Here is a 17945-nt window from a genome sequence, read left to right as displayed (position 1 = left end):
CGACGAAAAATGACCGGGCGCCGGAGGACCGCCCCCTACTTTCTTGCACAGGCGAGGGGACACCACGTAACCTGGGCAGCGCTCATTTGTCGCTGGGAAATGCAGGAATTTCCGACACGTAGAGTCTCTGGGGACCGGGGCGCAGGGGCTGCCATCGCCGCCCTGGCCCTGCCGCGTCGCGACTTCCAACGGGGCAGCTCGGGCCGGTGCGGCAGCAGCGCGGTCGCCTGCCACGGCAGCTGACGTGCGGCGCCTCGTCGGATGCGCATGGAACCGCGGCACCGGCACCCCTGGCGCCGTCGCGGGAGCGCTACGCCCTCGCAGCTTGCGCCGCCTTGCGCTCGGCGGTTCCGGCGTGGCCTTCCGCCTCGCGTCGCAGGGTGAGATCGTTTCGGACGAGAGGTCGCTCGAGTGAAGCTCGCTCAGACTCGCGAGGCTCGTGCCCTGGCAGTCGCCGCCGTGGCGCGAGGGCTCATCGAGCCCAACGCCCTTTGGGACCTGGCCTGCCGATGGACCCTCGGCGGCGCCTCGACGCCCCAGGAGCTCTTCGAGGGGATCCTCACGCCGGAGCAGCTGGCGGCGCTGCCGGAGCTGCTCGCGCAGGAGGGGCGCAGCCCGCCCGTCGCGCGCGCCCTCGCGCCGCAGATTGACGATCCGGACGCGCTGCGCTTCGACACGCAGCGGGAGATCGACCTGCCGGGAGAGGAGGTCGTGGCCGATTTCCCGACGCTCGCGACCTCCGCCACGCGCGCCGTGAACACCGGCGGCAGCCGCTACGAGGTCGGCGAGGCGCTCGGGGCGGGGGGCGCCGGGAAGGTGGTGAAGGCGCGCGACCGGGAGATCGGGCGCGTGGTGGCGCTGAAGACGCTGAAGCCCGGGGCCGAGGCGGACTCCGCGGTGGGCAACCGCTTCCGGACCGAGGCGCGCATCACGGCCCAGCTCGAGCACCCGAACATCATCCCGGTCTACGACCTGGGCACGCTGCCGAACGGCCAGCCCTACTACTCCATGCGGGTCGTCAAGCGGCAGAGCCTGCAGAACGTGCTGACGACCCCCGAGCTCCGCAGGCAGTGGCCGCTCGTCCGGCTCATCGGCGCGTTCGTGCAGATCTCGCGGGCGCTGGCGTACGCGCACCGGCGAGGCGTCGCCCACCGCGACATCAAGCCGGAGAACGTGCTGCTCGGCGACTACGGCGAGGTGTACCTGGGCGACTGGGGCAACGCGAAGCTGCTCTCGAGGACGGAGGTGAGCGAGCCGATCGCCATCGACCCGGGCGGGCAGGACTTCGGCCGGAAGCGGCACGAGGCGGTCGCGAGCGCGCTCTCGGGCACGCCCGGGTACATCGCGCCGGAGCAGATCCGGGGGGACCACAAGCGGATCGATCACCGCGCGGACATCTTCGCGCTCGGCGTGGTGCTCTACGAGATCCTCACCGGCGAGCACCCGTTCGACGCGCAGACCGTGCTCGCCGTGATCCTCGCGACGCAGACGCGCGACCCCAGACCGCCGCGCTCGATCTCGCCGAGCTGCCCGCTGCTGCTCGAGGACCTCTGCCTGGCGATGCTCGCGAAGGATCCCGATCAGCGACCGCCGACCGCCGACCGCGTCGCGGCGGAGGCCGAGGCGTTCCTCGAGGGCGCCAAGGAGCGGATGCGCCGACGCGAGGAGGCGATCAAGCTCTGCGAGCTCGCAAAGGCCCCGCTCGAGCGCGACCGGCGGCTCTACAGCGAGCGCGAGCGGCTCGTCGAGGAGGCGCGGCGGCTGCTCAAGGACGTGAAGGAGTACGAGCCGATCGAGCGCAAGCGGGCCGGCTGGCACCTCGAGGACAGCGCGGCCGGGGTCGAGCGCGAGCAGGCGCGCGCGGCGGCGGAGGCGATCGACCTCTACACGAAGGCGCTGGCGTACGATCCGGATCTGGTCGAGGCGCGCGCCGGGCTCGCGGACCTGTACTGGTCGCGCGCGGTGCGGGCGGACCAGGAGCACCAGCACGCGGCGCGCATCTACCACGAGGCGCTCGTGGCGGAGTTCGACGTGGGGCGCTACACCGCGCTGCTCACCGCCGACGCGGTCCTCTCGGTCGACTCGTCGCCGCCTGGCGCCAGCGTCGTCGCGTACCGTTACGTCGAGAAGGATCGCATCCTGATGGCGGGCGACGAGCGCGCGCTTGGCCGCACGCCGCTCCGCGACGTGCACCTCAAGCCGGGCAGCTACCTCTTCATCCTGAAGCGCGCCGGTCACCGCGACGTGCGTTACCCGCTGCTGCTCAAGCGGGGCACCCACCACCGCGTCGAGGTGAACCTCTACACCGACGCCGAGATCGGCGAGGGCTTCGTCTACATCCCCGGGGGGACCTTCATCGCCGGCGGCGACGCGCAGGCCTACGATCCGCTCCGTCGCGCCGAGCTCCACGTACCCGACGTCGCGATCGCGAAATTTCCCGTCACGTTCCGCGAGTACTGCGAGTTCTTGAACGAGCTCGAGACGCGCGATCTCGACCTCGCGCTCAAGCGCGCGCCGCACGGGACGCGCGGCTCCGAGGGCTACGTCGCGCGGCCGGCCAGCGGCGGCGGCTGGGAGCCGTTGCCCACCGTGGTCGAAGGCGACGCGCAGAAGCGGTTCCCGGCGGAGGAGGGGCACCTCTGGAACCTGCCCGTCATCCTCATCGACTGGTTCGACGCCGTGGCCTACTGCCGTTTCCGGAGCGAGCGCGACGGGATCGAGGTCCGGCTCCCGACCGAGCTGGAGTGGGAGAAGGCGGCGCGCGGGACCGACGGCCGGTTCTACCCGTGGGGCGACCATTTCGATCCGACGTTCTGTTTGATGCGCTCGTCGCGACCTTTCTTGTCGCAGCTGGAGCCGGTCGGGACCTTCCCCATCGACACGTCGCCCTGCGGCGTGCGCGACATGGCGGGCGGCGTGCGCGAGTGGGTCGCCGACGTGAACGGCGAGAGGTCGTGGGCGGAGACGTCGCGCGAGATCGAGTCGGCCGCCGACGCCGGCGGGGACGCGCCGCCGTGGCGCATCGCCCGCTCCGGGAGCTGGGCCACGGACTCGCAGCAGTGCAGGAGCGCGTCGCGCACCCGCTTCTTCGGCATCGCGCGGGCCCTGAACCTGTCGTTCCGGATCGCGAAGCCGCTCTCGCGCGGCCCGGGCCGCTGAGCGGACGGCTCAGCCGCCGGGCTGCGGCGGGGGGTCGACGTACTCGACCTCGACGCCGCGGTGTGTGCGGAGCACGGTGCGCCCGGGTCGACGGTCGACGACGTAGTCCGGGCCGACGGGCACCTTGCCCATCCCTCCGGGCGTATCGACGATCAGCTTCGGCAGCGCGATGCCGGTGAGCCGGCCCTGGAGCTGCTCCATGAGCGAGATGCCGGTGGCGAGCGGCGTGCGCAGGTGCGCGGTGCCGCGCACGGGGTCCATCTGGAGCAGGTAATAGGGGCGCACGCGCCAGCGCACGAGACCCCGGAAGAGCGCCGCCAGCGTCGTCGCGTCGTCGTTGATGCCGCGCAACAGCACGGTCTGGTTCATGACGGGGAAGCCGTTGTCGACGAGCCGTTTGCAGGCGCGCTCGGCGGCGGGCGTGAGCTCCTTCGGGTGGTTGAAGTGCGTCATCACCCAGAGCGGATGGTGCGGCCTGAGCGCGCGCACGAGCTCTGCGGTGATGCGCTGCGGCAGCGTGACCGGCACGCGCGTGGCGATGCGGATCGTCTCGACGCTCGGGATCTGTCGCAGCCGGGCGATCAGCCGCACAACGCGGTCCGTCGAGACGGCCAGGGGATCGCCGCCGCTCACGATGACGTCGCGCACCTCCGGGTGCGCCTCGAGGTAGGCCATGGCCGGCGCGAGGCGCTCGAGCGCGACGGCGCCGCCGCCGTCGCCGACCATGCGCGAGCGGGTGCAGAAGCGGCAGTACACGGCGCAGCGATCTGTCGCGAGGAGCAGCGCGCGATCCGGGTACCGTTGCACGAGGTGGGGCGCGACCTCGTGCGCGACCTCGCCGAGGGGGTCGACGAGGTCGCCGGGCACCTCGGCGGCCTCGTCGGCGAGCGGCACGCACTGCCGGCGGACCGGGCACGCCGGATCGCTCTTGTCGCAGAGGCTCAGGTAGTACGGGGTGACGCGGATGGGCAGCCCGGCCTTCTCGGCGCGCCTCGCGCCCGCGAGCTCCTCCGGCGTGAGCGACAGCGTCCGGTGGAGATCGTCGGCGCTCGAGAGCGCATGGCGCAGCTGCCATGTCCAGTCGCTCGTCCGCGCCTTCGCGCGGGCCGGACGCGCTGCCTGCTGGTCGCCCGCGGCGAGCGCCACGGGGGGCTCCGGCAGCACAACAGCGCGGGCGCTCGCGCCGTCCTCGCTGGGTCGCCGGGCGAGCTGCGTGGCGGCGACGAGCGCGCTACCTGCCCGCATCGCTCGATGGGGGCGCGGCATCGCCGGCCGGCTGCGGCGCGCTGGGCTTCGCGGGATCGGGCTGCGGCGTGCTCCCGGGCTGCATGAGCTGCTGTGGCAGCTTCACCGAGGAGAGCGCCGCGTCGTTGATCTCGACGGGGAACTTCTTCCGCAGCTCGTCCTCGATGGCGCGCTCCTGCTCCTGCATCTTCTGCTGAAGGAGCGCGACGCGGATCGAGCGTTCGGCCGCCGCGAGCTCGCGCCGGTGCCCGCCCGTGAGCCCGCTCAGGCGGACGATGTAGAACCGGCCGTCGGCCTCGACGAGCTCGTCGCTCACTGCCCCCAGGCTGCCGATCCGGAAGACGGCCGCGCGGACCGGCTCCGGGACCTGCGGGTGGGCGCCGCGCGGATCGCCGGGCGGGCTGACGATGCCAAGCTCGCCCGCGAGGTCGAGCGGTGGCGCCGCGCTCTTGTCCTTCGGCGCGGTGAGCGAGTGCTTGAGCACGAGCTCTCCCCATGCGCTGCCGCTCCCGGCCTTCTGCGCCGCCTTGAGGACCTTCTCCCCGAGCGCCTTGTCGCCGACCACGATGGCGGCGGCGCGCCTTCGCTCGGGCTCGCTGAACTTGTCGGCGTTCGCCTCGTAGTACGCGCGCACCTCGGAGGCCGGGATGTCGGCCGGCGCGGGCAGGCCCTTCCGCGCCTGGGCGATCATCGCCTCGCGGAGGATCTGCCGGATCGCGTCCTCGACCGCGGCGTCCTTCTCGAGACCGCGGCGCCTGGCTTCCAAGGCGAGCAGCTCCGCGTCGATGATCTCGCTGAGCAGCTCGCGGCGTCGCTCCTTCGTCTGGTAGCGGAGCCGATCGAACTGATCCATCCGCTCCAGCGTCCTGCCGAAGTCGCCCAGGGTGATCACCCTGTCGCCGACCTTCGCGAGCACGCGCGTCGACTGCTCCGCGGTGAGCCCGAGGACCGGCTCCCCCGCGTCCGACGGGGCCTGGAGAGCGGGCTCATCGCAGCTCACGACGAGCGCGGCGAGCGAGATAGCGAGCAGGGATCGGCGCACCGGAGCTCGGATCATTGCTGGCTCGGGGTCTAGCACGGTTCCTCGTGGCTCGCGGGGGCGCCGGCCGGGTTCACGTCGGCGCGCGCGCTGGCGGGTGCCTCGGCTCGTCGCCCGCGCGGGGGGCCGCGGGGCGCTCGGGCGCGCGCGCTCAGTCGACGATCGTGCCGATCTCCTCGCCCCTGCACACCCGGAGGATGTTGCCGCGGGTCATGAGCTTGAACACCCGGATGGGCATCTTGTTCTCGCGGCAGAGCGTGACCGCCGTCGAGTCCATGACCCCGATCCTGTCCGCGAGGAAGCGGTCGTAGCTCAGGTGCGCGAACATCTGCGCGCCTACGTGGCGCACGGGATCGCGGTCGTAGATGCCCTCGACCTTGGTCGCCTTGAACAGCGCCTGCGCCTGGATCTCCATGGCCCGCAGCGCTGCCGCGGTGTCGGTTGAGAAGAACGGGTTGCCCGTGCCCGCGGCGAAGATGACGATGCTGCCCTTCTCCAGGTGACGCATCGCCCTGCGGCGGATGTACGGCTCGGCGACCTGCCGGATCTCGATCGCCGTCATCACGCGCGTCGGCACGTCCGTCTTCTCGAGCGCGTCCTGCAGGGCGAGCGCGTTGATGACGGTGGCGAGCATGCCCATGTAGTCGCTCTGGGAGCGGTCCATGCCCGCGCTCGCGCCCTTCAGCCCGCGGAAGATGTTGCCGCCGCCCACGACGACCCCGATCTGCACCCCCATCCGCTGGAGCTCGGCGATCTCGCTGGCCACGTGATGGAGCGTCTCGGGGCGTATGCCGAATCCGCCTTCTTCGCCGCAGAGCGCCTCACCGCTCAGCTTGAGCACGATGCGGCGGTATTTCAGCCCGGGGGCCGGGCGAGGGGGAGGGGGAAGGAGGGAATCCTGCTCAGCGGCCACGGTCGCACCTCGTAGTCGGGACCTGCGTCGAGGGCAACGAGCAACGTGCACCATCGATCGGTGACGTGGCAGCGCGCCGCGGGGTGCAGAGCCACCGGGCGGCATGTGCCTTGCGTTTGACGGGGCAGGGCGCTACTCTCGGCCCCCCTATGGCGCGTGTAACTGTGGAAGATTGCCTCGAACGCGAGGAAAACCGTTTCGCCCTCGTCGTGCTTGCGGCCAACCGGACGCGGCAGATCATGAAGGGCTCGGACGCCCTCGTGAAGACGAAGAACAAGCCTGCCGTGACCAGCCTTCGAGAGATCGCGGCGGGCAAGGTGCACTTCCACCGGAGCTCCCACGAGGTCGTGTGCGAGTGGCTCCAGCAGCAGAACGCCAACGGCCAGCAACGCTGACGGCCAGCGCTGAGGGCGCACCGGGCGAGCGTGCATCGGGTGATGCACGCTTCCGTCGGGGCCCTGTTCCTCAGCGCGCTCCCGTCGTTGTGCCAGCGCTACGCTTGATCTGTTGCTTCGCATGAAAGCTGAGGCCACGACGCGCACGAGGCGGTCTTCGAGCTCCGGCCAGCGTCGCGATCCGGAGCTCGAGGCGGGGACGTCGGCCCACTACGAGGATCCGGCGTATTACTCGAAGACGTACGCTCGCCGGCAGGATGACGTCCGTTACTACGTCGACCTCGCCGTGGCGTCCGGCGGGCCGGTGCTCGAATACGGCTGCGGTAACGGGCGGATCACGCTGCCTGTCGCGAGGGCGGGGGTCCGGATCACGGGCGTGGATCTGTCGGCGCCGATGCTCGGCGATCTGCGCGCGCAGCTCGGGCGGGAGCCGCGCGGCGTCTCCTCCCGCGTGAGTTTGCGGCGGGGCGACATGCGGGCGTTGCGGTTAGGGCGCCGCTTTCCGCTCGTGCTCTGCCCCTTCAACGCGTTCTTGCATCTGTATACGCGAGCCGACGTGGAGCGTTTCCTTGCGCGAGCGCGCGAACATCTGACGCCGAAGGGCGAGCTCGTCTTCGATGTGTCCATGCCCGAACCGGCCGAGCTCGCGCGCGATCCGGATCGCGCCTATGCCACGCCGCGCTTCCGGTATCCCGCAAAGGACGGTCCAGGCGAGGTCGTCCGGTACACCGAGCGGTTCGACTACGACAAGGTCCGGCAAATCCTGTTCGTTTCGATGGAGTTCACGGCCGTGAACGGCGGCGAGCGATGGATGACGCCGCTCGCCCATCGTCAGTTCTATCCGCAGGAGCTCGAAGCCTTGCTCCATTACAACGGCTTCGAGCTCACGGAGCTCCGCAGCGACTTTTCCGCAGCGCCGCCTGACAACCAGACGAGCATGCTGCTCTATCACTGCCGGCCTCGCCGTACCGTTCGAGCCGGCCGGTCCTGAACCCCGGGAGCGGCCGCGAAGCGTGCGCGTCGCCAGAGAAAGACCCGGGACAGCAGGGCAACAGCCAGCCCCCCGGTCCCCCTCGCATCAGCACGCGCCGGACGACTGAACGCGCGCGCGCCTGCCGTACGAGCGCCGTGCGCCGGTCGCCTCAGACGCCGATGTAGAGCCGGTGGGCGAAGTTGCGCTCGAGCTTGGCGCGCAGCACCTTCTCCGCCGCCGTCTCGATGTCGTACTCGACGCGCTTGAACTCGAAGCGCTTCGTGTCGCTGTCGTAGATCGTGTAGCTCGCGCGGTTGTCGTAGTCCCGCGGCTGTCCCACCGACCCGACGCTCACGATGTATTTGCGCCCCTGCTCGAGATGAAAGTCCACAGCCGGGAGCTCCTCGACGCTGTTCGGCGTGAGCGCGAACACCTTGCAGAGATGTGAATGGCCGATCAGCGTGATGTGACCGAGCTCGTTCCACATCGGTAGGCACTCGCGCGCCTGCTCAGGGGCGAAGATGTACTCGAACTCCTCGAGCCGGACGGGCGAGCCGTGGCAGAGGTCGACGTTGATGTCCGTCAACTTCTCCTGATACGTCAGGCTCCGGAGCCAGGCTGCGTTCTCGGAGGAGAGCATCGCAGCGTGCGTGTCGAGCGCCTGCCGGGCAGCCTCGTAATAGTACGAGTAGTCCATCCGACCTGCGACGGCCGCATCGTGGTTGCCGAGGATCGTCTTCTTGGCCACCTTCCGGACGAGGTCGGCACACTCGTTTGGCGAGCCGCCGTAGCCGACCGTATCCCCGAGGCAGTAATAGACGTCGATGCGTTCGTGGCGATAGGACTCGAGCACAGCGCTGAGCGCCTCGTAGTTGGCGTGCGTATCGCTGAAAATCCCGAGTCTCATTTCGGCGCGAGGGCGGAGCTTAGCACGAAGGCCTCGACTTCCGTTAGGAATTCAAACCCGAATCCACGGTCGGACTGGTCGGGCGGGGGTTGAGGGGTGCCGGCTTCTCGGAGCAGCTCCGGCGCCCCATGCTTCCGCTGCGCCCGGAACCTCCTGGAGGAGGTTGGAGGGCCGGCCGCGTTCCATCCCGAAGATCCCGAAACTTCCGAAACCACCCGGACTGCTGCGATCACCGAGCCTGCGGAGGCGCTCCCAGCACGACCACGTTGACTAGCGGCCACCCGCACCGGAGAAGGATAGCGTGGAGCCCATGAATACCAAACAGAACGGTGCAGGTGCCTCTCCGATTTCTGCGGAGCGGTCCGCCGAGTCTGGTCTGTCCGCTGCAGCTGTTGTCGCGCCGCCCGCGCCGCCTCCGCCACCCGCCGTGGAAGACCTCGCCGAGGGGTGCGTGCGGTTTGTGGAGCGCGCTCTCGGTGTACGTCTTGACTATCGGCCGGAGACCTTGCCCGTGCTCGACCACTACCTCGAGCAGGCGCGTGGTGCGACGTCGGAGAGGGTCGAGGCGTTGCCGGTGGTCGCGCACATGGCGGGCGTCTACTTCGGCGAGGTCATCCGGCGCCGGCACGCGTCGTGGTGGCGCATGGACGGAGAGGACCCGACCTACTGGCAGCTGGAGTTCGAGTCGGTCTACCTCGCGTTCAGCCCGGTGCTCTTCGTCCGCGAGGCGCTCTCGCGCGATCCAGGCGCGGAGGTCGCGCGGGATCTGGCCGAGGATTCGCTGAGCGGCGATCCGGCGGCGCTCGATCTGGCGGAGGACGACCGCGAGGTGGTCGCGGCCAGGCTCGCGGAGCTGCCGCAGGTCTCGGAGAAGGAGTACTACGCCCCGTCGACGCGGCTCGAGGTGATCGACATCGCCCTGGACGCGGTCCGTTCGCGCCGGCTCGCTGCCGGCGAGGAGACCGACGCCGCGCTCGATCCGGGCGACTACGAGCGCGGCGACGACTGATCCAGGGGGCGCCGCGCGCCAGCTGCTTGCGCTGGCGCGGCGGCACCACGCGGCGCGCCGCCGATCGATGCGCGGCGCCTGGGACGTGCTGCGGACGCGGCGACCGGTGGTATCGTCTCTGGCGTGTTGTGGGTCCTCTTCGGGCTGTTGCTCCTCATCTCGTGGGCGGCGTACTTCACGTTCGGCCTGTCCACGGCGATCCCGATCGCGGCGAGCGTCGTCATCGCGCTCGCCGCGATCGCGCTCTTCGTGTACCGCCGCGTCAAGGCGGGGCGCGCCGCGTCCGCCCTGGAGCGCGCGATCGTCCAGCAGGGGGCGCAGCAGGCGCTCAACGCGCGGCCCGAGCGGCGCGCCGAGATCCAGGAGCTCCAGCGACAGGTCCAGGGCGGCATCAGCGCGCTGAAGACCTCGAAGCTCGGCAAGGGCAAGAAGAACGGCAGCGCCGCGCTCTACTCGCTGCCCTGGTACGTCATCATCGGCCCGCCCGGGGCGGGGAAGACGACGGCGCTCAAGCACTCCGGCCTGGTCTTCCCCTACGCGCACCCGAGCAACGGCGGCGGCGTCCGCGGCGTCGGCGGGACGCGGAACTGCGACTGGTGGTTCACCAACGAGGCGATCCTCCTCGACACCGCGGGGCGCTACACGACGGAGCAGGACGACCACGAGGAGTGGCTCGCGTTCCTGCAGATGCTCCTCAAGCACCGCGCCCGCCGCCCGCTCAACGGCATCCTCGTTGCGGTGAGCGTGGCGGATCTCATCGACGCGAACGAGCAGCACATCGAGCAGATGGGGAAGAAGCTCCGGGCGCGCATCGACGAGGTCATGACGCAGCTCCACATGGTGCTGCCCGTCTACCTCCTGTTCACGAAGTGCGATCTCATCGCGGGCTTCTCGGAGTTCTTCGGCGACATGCGCAAGAGCGACCGCGCCCAGGCGTGGGGGGCGACGCTCAAGCTGAGCGCGGACAAGACCGACCCGGGAAGGCTCTTCGACGCCGAGTTCGACGCCATGGCGAAGCAGGTCCACGGTCGCTCGCTGAAGCGGCTCGTCATGGAGCGCAGCCGGGAGGGGCGCGAGCGCGTCTACCAGTTCCCGCTCGAGTTCTCGGGCATCCGCCGGAACCTCTCCGATCTGGTCTCGACCGTCTTCATGGTCAACGCGTTCCAGGGCACGCCCATCTTCCGCGGCTTCTACTTCACGAGCGGCACGCAAGAGGGCAGGCCGCTCGACCGGGTGCTCCAGCGCATGGGCCAGGCGATGGGGATCCGCACGCACGAGGCCGTGGCTCAGCAGATCGTGGAGTCGAAGAGCTACTTCCTCCACGACGTGTTCATGAACGTCGTCTTCCCGGACGGGGACATCGCCGCGAGGAGCGCGAGCGAGATCCGGCGCCAGCGCGTCGTGCGCGGCGCGATCAGCGCGGCGGCGGCGACCCTCGGGGTCATCCTGGCGATCCCGAGCCTGGTGTCGTTCGCCAACAACCGCGAGTTCCTGCGCGAGGTCGAGGCAGACGCGCGCGCCGTCAGCGCGCTCCGGTGGGAGGACACGCGACCGCTCTCGGACAAGCTCACCGCGCTGCGGCCCGCGCTGGGTCGGCTGCAAGAGATCGACAGGGCGCGCGAGGAGGGACCGCCGGACGGGATGGGCTGGACGATGTTCCAGGGAGAGACGGTCTATCCCCCGCTGTTGCACGTCTACATCGCGAGCCTCCAGAACGGCTTCGTGATCCCGTGCAAGCAGCGGCTCGAGGATCGCCTCAAGCTCGCGAAGGGAGAGCACTACCTGCGCGAGCGGAACAACCTCAAGCTCTACCTGATGCTGAGCGACGTCGAGCACCTCGACGTCGACTGGGCCAGGGACAGGTTCACCTCGCTCTGGGCCGAGGTGCTCCGGCCGACGTCGAACCTCAACGAGACCGAGCTGAAGAAGCAGCTCGAGCGGCACGTCACGTACTACCTGTCACTGATCAAGCAGAAGAGGGTCACGCCCATCGCGCACAAGGCGGAGCTGGTCGCGAGCGTGCGCGCGATGCTCCAGGCCGTGCCGGTGCGGAAGCGCTACTACGACTTCTTCGTCAACTCGATCATCGAGGAGAAGTACGACGAGACGGGCGACAACAGCCGCGCGAACCGCAAGTACCCCCCGCTCACGCTCGGCGACATGTTCGCCGACCGCCACGACGTGCTGAAGGTCATCGGCAGCAAGCAGTACGCCAAGGAGAAGCGCTGGAAAGAGGTCGACGGTCCGTACACCGAGAAGGGGCACTTCGAGGTGCTCGAGAAGGTCCGCCGAGGCGCCGATCTCTTGAGGGAAGAAGAGTGGGTCGTTCCGCTCGCGCCCGGAGAGAACGCCGCGATCGACAAGGACCTGGACGGCCTCGCTGCCGACTACGACGCCCGGTACATCGCGCAGTGGACCGATTGGATGGCGGACCTCACCGTGCGGATGCCGGCCAACCTGAAGGAGGCGAAGGAGCTCTACATGGAGCTCGCCAAGCCGGACTACCCGTACCTCCGCATCCTCCGCGCGCTCGAGGACAACACGCAATGGAAGCGGGATCGCAGCGCGCTCGAGGACACGGGCTTGTTCAAGCGCGGGAAAGAGCACGTCGAGAAGAAGATCGAGCAGAAGACGAGGTTCAAGGTCCCCCTCGACGTGAAGCTCATACGAAACCGTACGAGCTCGGTCCCGGACGAGTTCAAGCGGACCGTCGAGTTCGGCGTTCCCACCGCGCCGAGCGGCTCGGCGCCGATCACGGACACGCCCCTGGCGAGGTACATCTCGCTTCTCAGCTCCCTCCGCGACGAGATCCAGCGCCTTGAGGATGTGAACCCCAACGTCGACGCGCGCCTCATGGCCGAGCGGCTGGTCGAGGTGATAAGGCAGGCGGACGCGCTCCTCCAGCCCTTCGACGAGCGGGCCAAGACGCTGCTCCGGCCGCTCTTGCTGACCCCGCTCCAGGTGGTGGCCGCGCGGCTGCCGCCGCTCGCGGCGGTCTCCCGCTTCCCCGCAGCGTCGGCAGCTGCCCCGCGCTGAGCGGCGCGGCGCCGGTCAGACCTCGATGCGGATCTCGTCGCGGCCTGGCTGCACCGCGCCGGTCGCCGGATCGAGCGAGAGCACCATCTCGACCGCGTCCTCGCCGTTGTCGCTGTAGTACCGCGGACGCACACCCATCGCCGTGAAGCCGAGCTTCCGGTAGAGCCGGATCGCCGCCCGGTTCGAGCGGCGCACCTCGAGCAGGACCAGCCGCACTTGCTGTTGCTGCGCGTACTCGAGCGAGCGGCTCATCAGCGCCGTCGCGAGCCCGCGTCGCCGCGCGGTCGGGCACGTGGCGACGTTGAGCACGTGCAGCTCGTCGACCACGTGCCACGCGATGAGGAAGGCGAGCGCGCGTCGCTCCTCGCGCGCGACCCAGCAGCGCGTCCATGGGCGGCGCAGCTCTTCTCGCGCCGAGAACTGCGGCACGTCGAAGGCCGCGGCCGCGACCGCATCGATCTCGTCGAGCGCAGCGTCGTCCGCGGACTCGGCCGTCAGCTGGATCAGCGTGGCCGAGCCCTTCGTCGCGTCGCGCTTCACCTCGCAACCTCCGTGGGACAGCCGGAGACGATCTGGACCTGCCCCACCCGCCCGCTCTTGAGCTTCTGGCACACATCCCCGAGGAGCTCTACGACAGCGGGGGACCTCCAGCGCCAGCCGTTCTCCAGGTCGTACGGGACCACCTCCTCATCCAGGTAGACGTTGGTCTGCCCGTCCTCGGGTGGCGGATCGACGAGGTCGAACTCGCAGGAGACGACGATGCTGGCGATCCTTGAGAGGACGTTGCCCAGCGTGTCGAGGTCTTCCACCTTGAAGTAGAAGGGGCTCACGAACTGCGCCGCGCCGCCGGCGAGCGCCATCTGGTCGAGGACATCGCCGTAGAACTCGCTCCCCGGGATGCCGACCACATAGACCTCGATCCCGCTCGTCGCGAGCCGCGCGATCGCGGCGACCGTATCGTCGCGATCGAGGCACCCTCCTGGTCCCGAGAGGCCCGAGGGCGCGCAGCAGTTCTCCTCGGGGCATTGCTGCTCGATGTTGGCGATGCAGTCCTCGGCGCTGCACGTCGCGGAGCTGTTGCAGTTCGGGCCGCCGTCAGTCGCGAGCACGACGATGGTCTTGCCCGGGAGCTCCACGAGCTTCGGCGCGAGCGCCGCGAGCGTCGCCGCGGTCGGCGTCCCGCCGAGAGGCTCGATGCGCGTCGCCGAGCGGAACTTCGAGGTGGTCGTGGCGCCTTCCTGCGAGGCCGCGAAGGGATCTCCCGGGGTGACGGGGAAAACTTCACCGCCCGGCCTGCACGGCGCCTCGGCGGTCGCGTCCAGCGGGAACACGGCGGCGCCGACGTTGATCAGTGGACCCAGGTTGCGTACGAGGTCGACCGCGGCCTCGCGAACCCGGTCGTAGCGGGTCGCGCGCGATGAGGCGGGGCTGAGCATGCTGCCCGACGCATCGAGGACGAAGTAGAGGTTCGGCGCTTCGGAGATCTCCACCTGGTGGATCTGATTGCCGCAGAGCCCACCCGCGTCCACGGGTGGTGGTCCGCTCGATCCTCCGGGCCCTGGGTCGAACCCGTCCTCCGGCTCCTGTGCACCCTGGCCGCTGCCGCTGCGTGGAGGCTGCTTCGGGCCGTCGTCCTTGCAAGCGGACATCGCCGCGCCGCCGAGCGCGAGCGCGGCCCCGAGGCGGCAGAGCATGCCGCGGACGCCGGCCCGCTGCTTCACGGCCGTCTTCATGGAGAGCAGCGTATCACGCCCGTTCGCACCGGCAGCGCCGGCGCCGGCGGCGAGCGCCGACGCGTGCGAGCTCAGGGCTCTCGGTAGAACCTGGGCACCCGGCGCGAGATGCTCGTCAGCACCTCCCAGGCGATCGTCCCCGTCAGCGCGGCGATCTCTTCCACGCTGATCGTCGCGCGCCCGAGCGGGCCGTCCTGTGTCCCGAGGAACACGACCTCGTCGCCCACGCGTGTTCCCGGCACGTCCGTCACGTCGAGCATCGTGAGGTCCATCGACACGGCGCCCGCGATCGGCGCGCGCTGACCGCGCACGAGGGCGGCCCCGCGGTTCGACAGCTGGCGGCTCAGGCCGTCGGCGTACCCCATCGGCACGGTGGCCACGACGCTCTCTCGCGAAGCTTGCCAGGTGTGGCCGTAGCCGATCCTGTCGCCCTTCGCGATCGTGCGGAGCGCGACGACCTCGCTGCGCACCCGGATGACCGGCTTGAGGTCGGGCGCGAGCCCTGCGCACGGCGAGATGCCGAACAGCGCGACCCCGGGTCGAACGATGTCGAGCCACGCTGCGGGGAGGCGCAGCATGGCCGCGCTGTTCGAGGCGTGTCGAACCCGCGGCGTGAGCCCGAAGCTCTTCGCCCGCTGCTCGATTTCCTCGAAGCGCCTCATCTGCTCGATCGTCACGCCGAGATCGTCGGCGTCCGCGCAGGCGAGGTGGGTCATGAGCCCGTCGAGCCTGACCTCCGGGTGCTTGGCGAGCATCGCGAACACCGCCTCGAGCTCCGAGCTCGCGGCGCCGAGCCGTCCCATGCCGGTGTCGACCTTGAGATGGACGCCGACGCGATCGCGCTGCTCGAGCCGCACCACGCTCGCGAGGCGCTCGATCTGGCCGGCGTCGTAGACGACGGGCACGAGATCCCGCGCCATGATTTCCTCGAACCCCTCGCGGCGCGGGCCGTAGTAGCCGCCCATGACGAGGATGGGCAGCCGGATGCCGGCGTCTCGCAGCTCGATGGCCTCCTCCAGAAGTGCGACGCCCAAGCCGGGGATGCCGGCGCGCTCGAGCGTCCGCGCGACTGCCGGCGCGCCGTGTCCGTAGGCATCGGCCTTGAGCACGCCCCAGATCTGCGGCCGCTTCGCGCCGTTCAGCGCTCGCTCGAGGACCCGGAGGTTGTGCCGCAGGTGCGCGAGGTTCACCTCCGCGCGGGTCGGCCGCACTGCGTCCGCCGGCGCCGCCCGCCGTGGCCGCAGCACCCGCACGGGGCCAGCGCTCGATCCGAGCCCTTCGAGGGGCGACGCCGTGCCGTTGCGATCAGGAGTCGTGCTGCTGAGCTCTGTGGGCGCGTGCGAGGCGGACATCGTGTACGCGGATAGCCCTACGCTCGATCGCGGGTCAAGATTCCAGGCCATCTTGGTGGGACAAGGTGAGGCATGTTCGCCGAGCGCTGCGCGGCCGGTCAGAAGCAGCCGCGCATGCACCGCGTGTACTTGCCGGAGCATCCCTTCTCGCAGCCGGCGGACTTGCAGTCCCGCTGGCACTCCTTCCAGCTCGCCTCGCATGCCGCGCTGCACTCCGCCCCCGGCGGCGCAGCGTCCTCGGCGGCGCTCGGCGCAGTCTCGGGGGCGCCAGCGTCCGCCTCGTCCGCGGGCGCGACCACATCGGCGGTCAGGAGCCTGGGCGGTGGGGCGAGCGCGCTCGTCGGCTCCGGCACGGTGGGAGCCCGGCTGCTGGGCGGGCTCCACTCGCCTTCGTCGAAGTCGCTGGCGTGGCTCAGCTGCCTCGCCCGGAGCGTGGCGTACTCGACGCGATCGCGCGTCTGGCTGAACGTATAGAACTGGAGCCACTCGTCCCAGCACGCGCGCCGCAGCGTCGGCTTGACGTCGGCCAGCGAGTCGAGCGCCATGCAGTGCTCGAAGCGTACGTCCCCCTCGTAGACCGCGTTGATGCTCGCGCCGCACGCGGTCACCGAGGCGGCTAGGCATAGGAGGGTCCTGAACCGCACGGGGTACGAACACCGATAGCAGAAAAGCTCCGTCCCGGTGTCACACCTGGCCTGCCCTCGCAGGGACGTGGCGGGTCGCCTGGTCGAGGTGCTCTCCGGTTGAACTTTGCCCTGCGATGCCGTACGTTGCCGCCCCTTCGCACCGGCGGCGGCGGCACAACGCCTCCGCGCCGGGCGCCTCAACGGAGCCTGTCCATGTTCCTCATGCTGTCGAAAGGTCCTCGGAAGACCACGCGCTCCAAGTCGAAGCGCCATCGGTCCAAGCTGAAGGCGAAGAACCGCAACCGGCGGAACCGCATCTACCAGCGCACCTGATGGCTGCAGCGCGCGCGAGCGAGACTTCTGTCTCGCTCGCCGCGCTGTGCTTCGATCTCGGGGCTGCCCCTTGGACTAGGGGCCGCCCTTTTTCAGCTCGGTCAGCACCAGCTTGGCGACCGCCTTGAGCGTGTCGAACACCCCGACGCCGGTCCGCGCAACCCCCTCGAAGTCGGGGACGTTGGTCGGGTTGAGCAGCGACCGGAGCTCTTCGACCGTGCCGATCTCCGGCAGATCCCTCTTATTGTACTGGATAACGTACGGGATCTTGTCGAGCGAGTAGCCTTGCTCGCCCAGGTTCGTGCGGAGATTCTCCACCGACTCCTGGTTCGCCTCGATGCGGCCGAGCTGTGAGTCCGCCACGAAGACCACGCCGTCGACGCCCTTCAGGATGAGCTTGCGGCTCGCGTCATAGAAGACCTGCCCCGGCACCGTGTACAGGTGGAACCGCGTCTTGAAGCCGCGGATCTCGCCCAGCGCGAGCGGGAGGAAGTCGAAGAAGAGTGTCCGGTCGGTTTCCGTGGCGAGGGAGATCATCTTCCCCTTCGCGTCCGGGTTGGTGCGCTCATAGATGTACTGCAGGTTCGTCGTCTTGCCGCAGAGACCCGGCCCGTAATAGACGATCTTGCAGTTGATCTCGCGCGCCATGTAATTGATGAAGCTCATCGACCGCGCTCCTAGTCGTTGAAGAGGTTGTCGATGTCCTCGTCGGTGATCTCGGCGAACGGCGAGTCGGCGCCAGGCTCCTGCACCTTCTTGAGCAGTGCCTCGAAGATGTGGTTGAGCTCCTCGCTCGCCTTTCGCACCCGGAGCCTCACCAACCCGAGGCTCGACTTTGAGTCGAAGATCACCACGAGGATGACGCGGTTCCCGACCAGCTGGATGTGGATGTTCGCCTTCTCACCCTCGTGGAACTGCGTGGCGAACTCGTTCTCCTTGAGGAGCTTCGCCATCCCGCCCGTTGCGGCGATGTTCCCCGCCGTCAGCGAGGCGAGCGACGTGGTGTCGAGGTTGTCCACGTCTCCGCTCGCGGCGATCAGTTGCCCGTTCTTGTCAACGATGAAGACGACCTTCGCATTGGCGTCCTTGACGAGGCGATCCACCACGCTCTGGATCTGATTGAATTCCTCCTCGTACATCACCATCTGAGGGTTGACCATCGTTCCTCCGCCAGCGCTCTCGCGATGGGGCCCTGGGCATTGCGGGCTCTGTAGCCCTTGTCATC

15 protein-coding genes are annotated in these 17945 nt (G+C 69.6%); 5 read left to right on the top strand and 10 right to left on the bottom strand.

Annotated features, from left to right (window positions below; all coding sequences use genetic code 11):
• Positions 1 to 459: 459 nt before the first annotated feature.
• Complete coding sequence (locus tag WME75_RS37490) at positions 460 to 3159, top strand: protein kinase domain-containing protein (protein ID WP_437481290.1); 2700 nt, start codon at positions 460 to 462, stop codon at positions 3157 to 3159.
• A 9-nt stretch (positions 3160 to 3168) separates the two neighbouring features.
• On the opposite strand, the gene WME75_RS37485 is transcribed toward WME75_RS37490, so the two are convergent.
• The 3 genes from WME75_RS37485 to pyrH form a co-directional block, all read right to left on the bottom strand.
• Positions 3169 to 4404, bottom strand: a complete 1236-nt coding sequence (locus tag WME75_RS37485; protein WP_437481287.1) for a KamA family radical SAM protein — start codon at positions 4402 to 4404, stop codon at positions 3169 to 3171.
• A complete protein-coding gene (locus WME75_RS37480; RefSeq protein ID WP_437481284.1) occupies positions 4391 to 5461 on the bottom strand; it encodes a peptidylprolyl isomerase in 1071 nt (356 codons plus the stop codon). Before WME75_RS37480 ends, WME75_RS37485 begins: the two co-directional genes overlap by 14 nt.
• A 133-nt stretch (positions 5462 to 5594) precedes the next feature.
• Positions 5595 to 6356 (bottom strand): UMP kinase, encoded by a 762-nt coding sequence (pyrH, locus tag WME75_RS37475; protein WP_437481281.1) that lies wholly within the window; start codon positions 6354 to 6356, stop codon positions 5595 to 5597.
• A 149-nt stretch (positions 6357 to 6505) separates the two neighbouring features.
• Between pyrH and rpoZ the strand changes: the two genes are divergently transcribed.
• The gene (gene rpoZ / locus WME75_RS37470; RefSeq protein ID WP_437481278.1) at positions 6506 to 6751 is read left to right on the top strand and encodes a DNA-directed RNA polymerase subunit omega; all 246 of its coding nucleotides are present in this window, start codon (positions 6506 to 6508) and stop codon (positions 6749 to 6751) included.
• A 121-nt stretch (positions 6752 to 6872) separates the two neighbouring features.
• Positions 6873 to 7742 (top strand): class I SAM-dependent methyltransferase, encoded by an 870-nt coding sequence (locus tag WME75_RS37465; protein ID WP_437481275.1) that lies wholly within the window; start codon positions 6873 to 6875, stop codon positions 7740 to 7742.
• Positions 7743 to 7893: 151 nt separating this feature from the next.
• Here WME75_RS37465 and WME75_RS37460 read toward each other — a convergent pair whose 3' ends face one another.
• Complete coding sequence (locus WME75_RS37460) at positions 7894 to 8631, bottom strand: metallophosphoesterase family protein (RefSeq protein WP_437481273.1); 738 nt, start codon at positions 8629 to 8631, stop codon at positions 7894 to 7896.
• A gap of 511 nt (positions 8632 to 9142) precedes the next feature.
• Between WME75_RS37460 and WME75_RS37455 the strand changes: the two genes are divergently transcribed.
• A complete protein-coding gene (locus tag WME75_RS37455; protein ID WP_437495003.1) occupies positions 9143 to 9640 on the top strand; it encodes a hypothetical protein in 498 nt (165 codons plus the stop codon).
• Positions 9641 to 9763: 123 nt separating this feature from the next.
• Complete coding sequence (gene tssM / locus WME75_RS37450) at positions 9764 to 12676, top strand: type VI secretion system membrane subunit TssM (protein WP_437481270.1); 2913 nt, start codon at positions 9764 to 9766, stop codon at positions 12674 to 12676.
• A gap of 15 nt (positions 12677 to 12691) precedes the next feature.
• Here tssM and rimI read toward each other — a convergent pair whose 3' ends face one another.
• The 6 genes from rimI to WME75_RS37420 all read right to left on the bottom strand — a co-directional run bounded on the left by rimI (position 12692) and on the right by WME75_RS37420 (position 17880).
• Positions 12692 to 13216, bottom strand: a complete 525-nt coding sequence (gene rimI / locus WME75_RS37445) for a ribosomal protein S18-alanine N-acetyltransferase (RefSeq protein WP_437481268.1) — start codon at positions 13214 to 13216, stop codon at positions 12692 to 12694.
• Positions 13213 to 14409, bottom strand: coding sequence for a vWA domain-containing protein (locus WME75_RS37440; protein WP_437481265.1), 1197 nt, complete (start codon positions 14407 to 14409; stop codon positions 13213 to 13215). Before WME75_RS37440 ends, rimI begins: the two co-directional genes overlap by 4 nt.
• 71 nt (positions 14410 to 14480) lie before the next feature.
• Positions 14481 to 15761, bottom strand: a complete 1281-nt coding sequence (alr, locus tag WME75_RS37435) for an alanine racemase (RefSeq protein ID WP_437481264.1) — start codon at positions 15759 to 15761, stop codon at positions 14481 to 14483.
• A gap of 98 nt (positions 15762 to 15859) precedes the next feature.
• Positions 15860 to 16369 (bottom strand): hypothetical protein, encoded by a 510-nt coding sequence (locus WME75_RS37430; protein ID WP_437481261.1) that lies wholly within the window; start codon positions 16367 to 16369, stop codon positions 15860 to 15862.
• Between the two features lie 426 nt (positions 16370 to 16795).
• On the bottom strand, positions 16796 to 17386 hold the full coding sequence (locus tag WME75_RS37425; RefSeq protein ID WP_437481258.1) for a GTP-binding protein: 591 nt from the start codon (positions 17384 to 17386) through the stop codon (positions 16796 to 16798).
• A gap of 11 nt (positions 17387 to 17397) precedes the next feature.
• Positions 17398 to 17880 (bottom strand): roadblock/LC7 domain-containing protein, encoded by a 483-nt coding sequence (locus WME75_RS37420; protein WP_012239856.1) that lies wholly within the window; start codon positions 17878 to 17880, stop codon positions 17398 to 17400.
• Positions 17881 to 17945 lie beyond the last annotated feature (65 nt).

This window comes from Sorangium sp. So ce1014 (genome assembly GCF_051521505.1).
GTDB lineage: Bacteria > Myxococcota_A > Polyangia > Polyangiales > Polyangiaceae > Sorangium.
This window is presented reverse-complemented; position numbering and strand designations above follow the sequence as displayed.

Coding starts and splice junctions, on each gene's coding strand:
- WME75_RS37480 (WP_437481284.1), bottom strand. CDS start 5,461: ATGATCCGAGCTCCGGTGCGCCGATCCCTGCTCGCTATCTCGCTCGCC.
- rpoZ (WP_437481278.1), top strand. CDS start 6,506: ATGGCGCGTGTAACTGTGGAAGATTGCCTCGAACGCGAGGAAAACCGT.
- alr (WP_437481264.1), bottom strand. CDS start 15,761: ATGTCCGCCTCGCACGCGCCCACAGAGCTCAGCAGCACGACTCCTGAT.
- WME75_RS37440 (WP_437481265.1), bottom strand. CDS start 14,409: ATGAAGACGGCCGTGAAGCAGCGGGCCGGCGTCCGCGGCATGCTCTGC.
- WME75_RS37425 (WP_437481258.1), bottom strand. CDS start 17,386: ATGAGCTTCATCAATTACATGGCGCGCGAGATCAACTGCAAGATCGTC.
- WME75_RS37460 (WP_437481273.1), bottom strand. CDS start 8,631: ATGAGACTCGGGATTTTCAGCGATACGCACGCCAACTACGAGGCGCTC.
- WME75_RS37485 (WP_437481287.1), bottom strand. CDS start 4,404: ATGCGGGCAGGTAGCGCGCTCGTCGCCGCCACGCAGCTCGCCCGGCGA.
- WME75_RS37465 (WP_437481275.1), top strand. CDS start 6,873: ATGAAAGCTGAGGCCACGACGCGCACGAGGCGGTCTTCGAGCTCCGGC.
- WME75_RS37420 (WP_012239856.1), bottom strand. CDS start 17,880: ATGGTCAACCCTCAGATGGTGATGTACGAGGAGGAATTCAATCAGATC.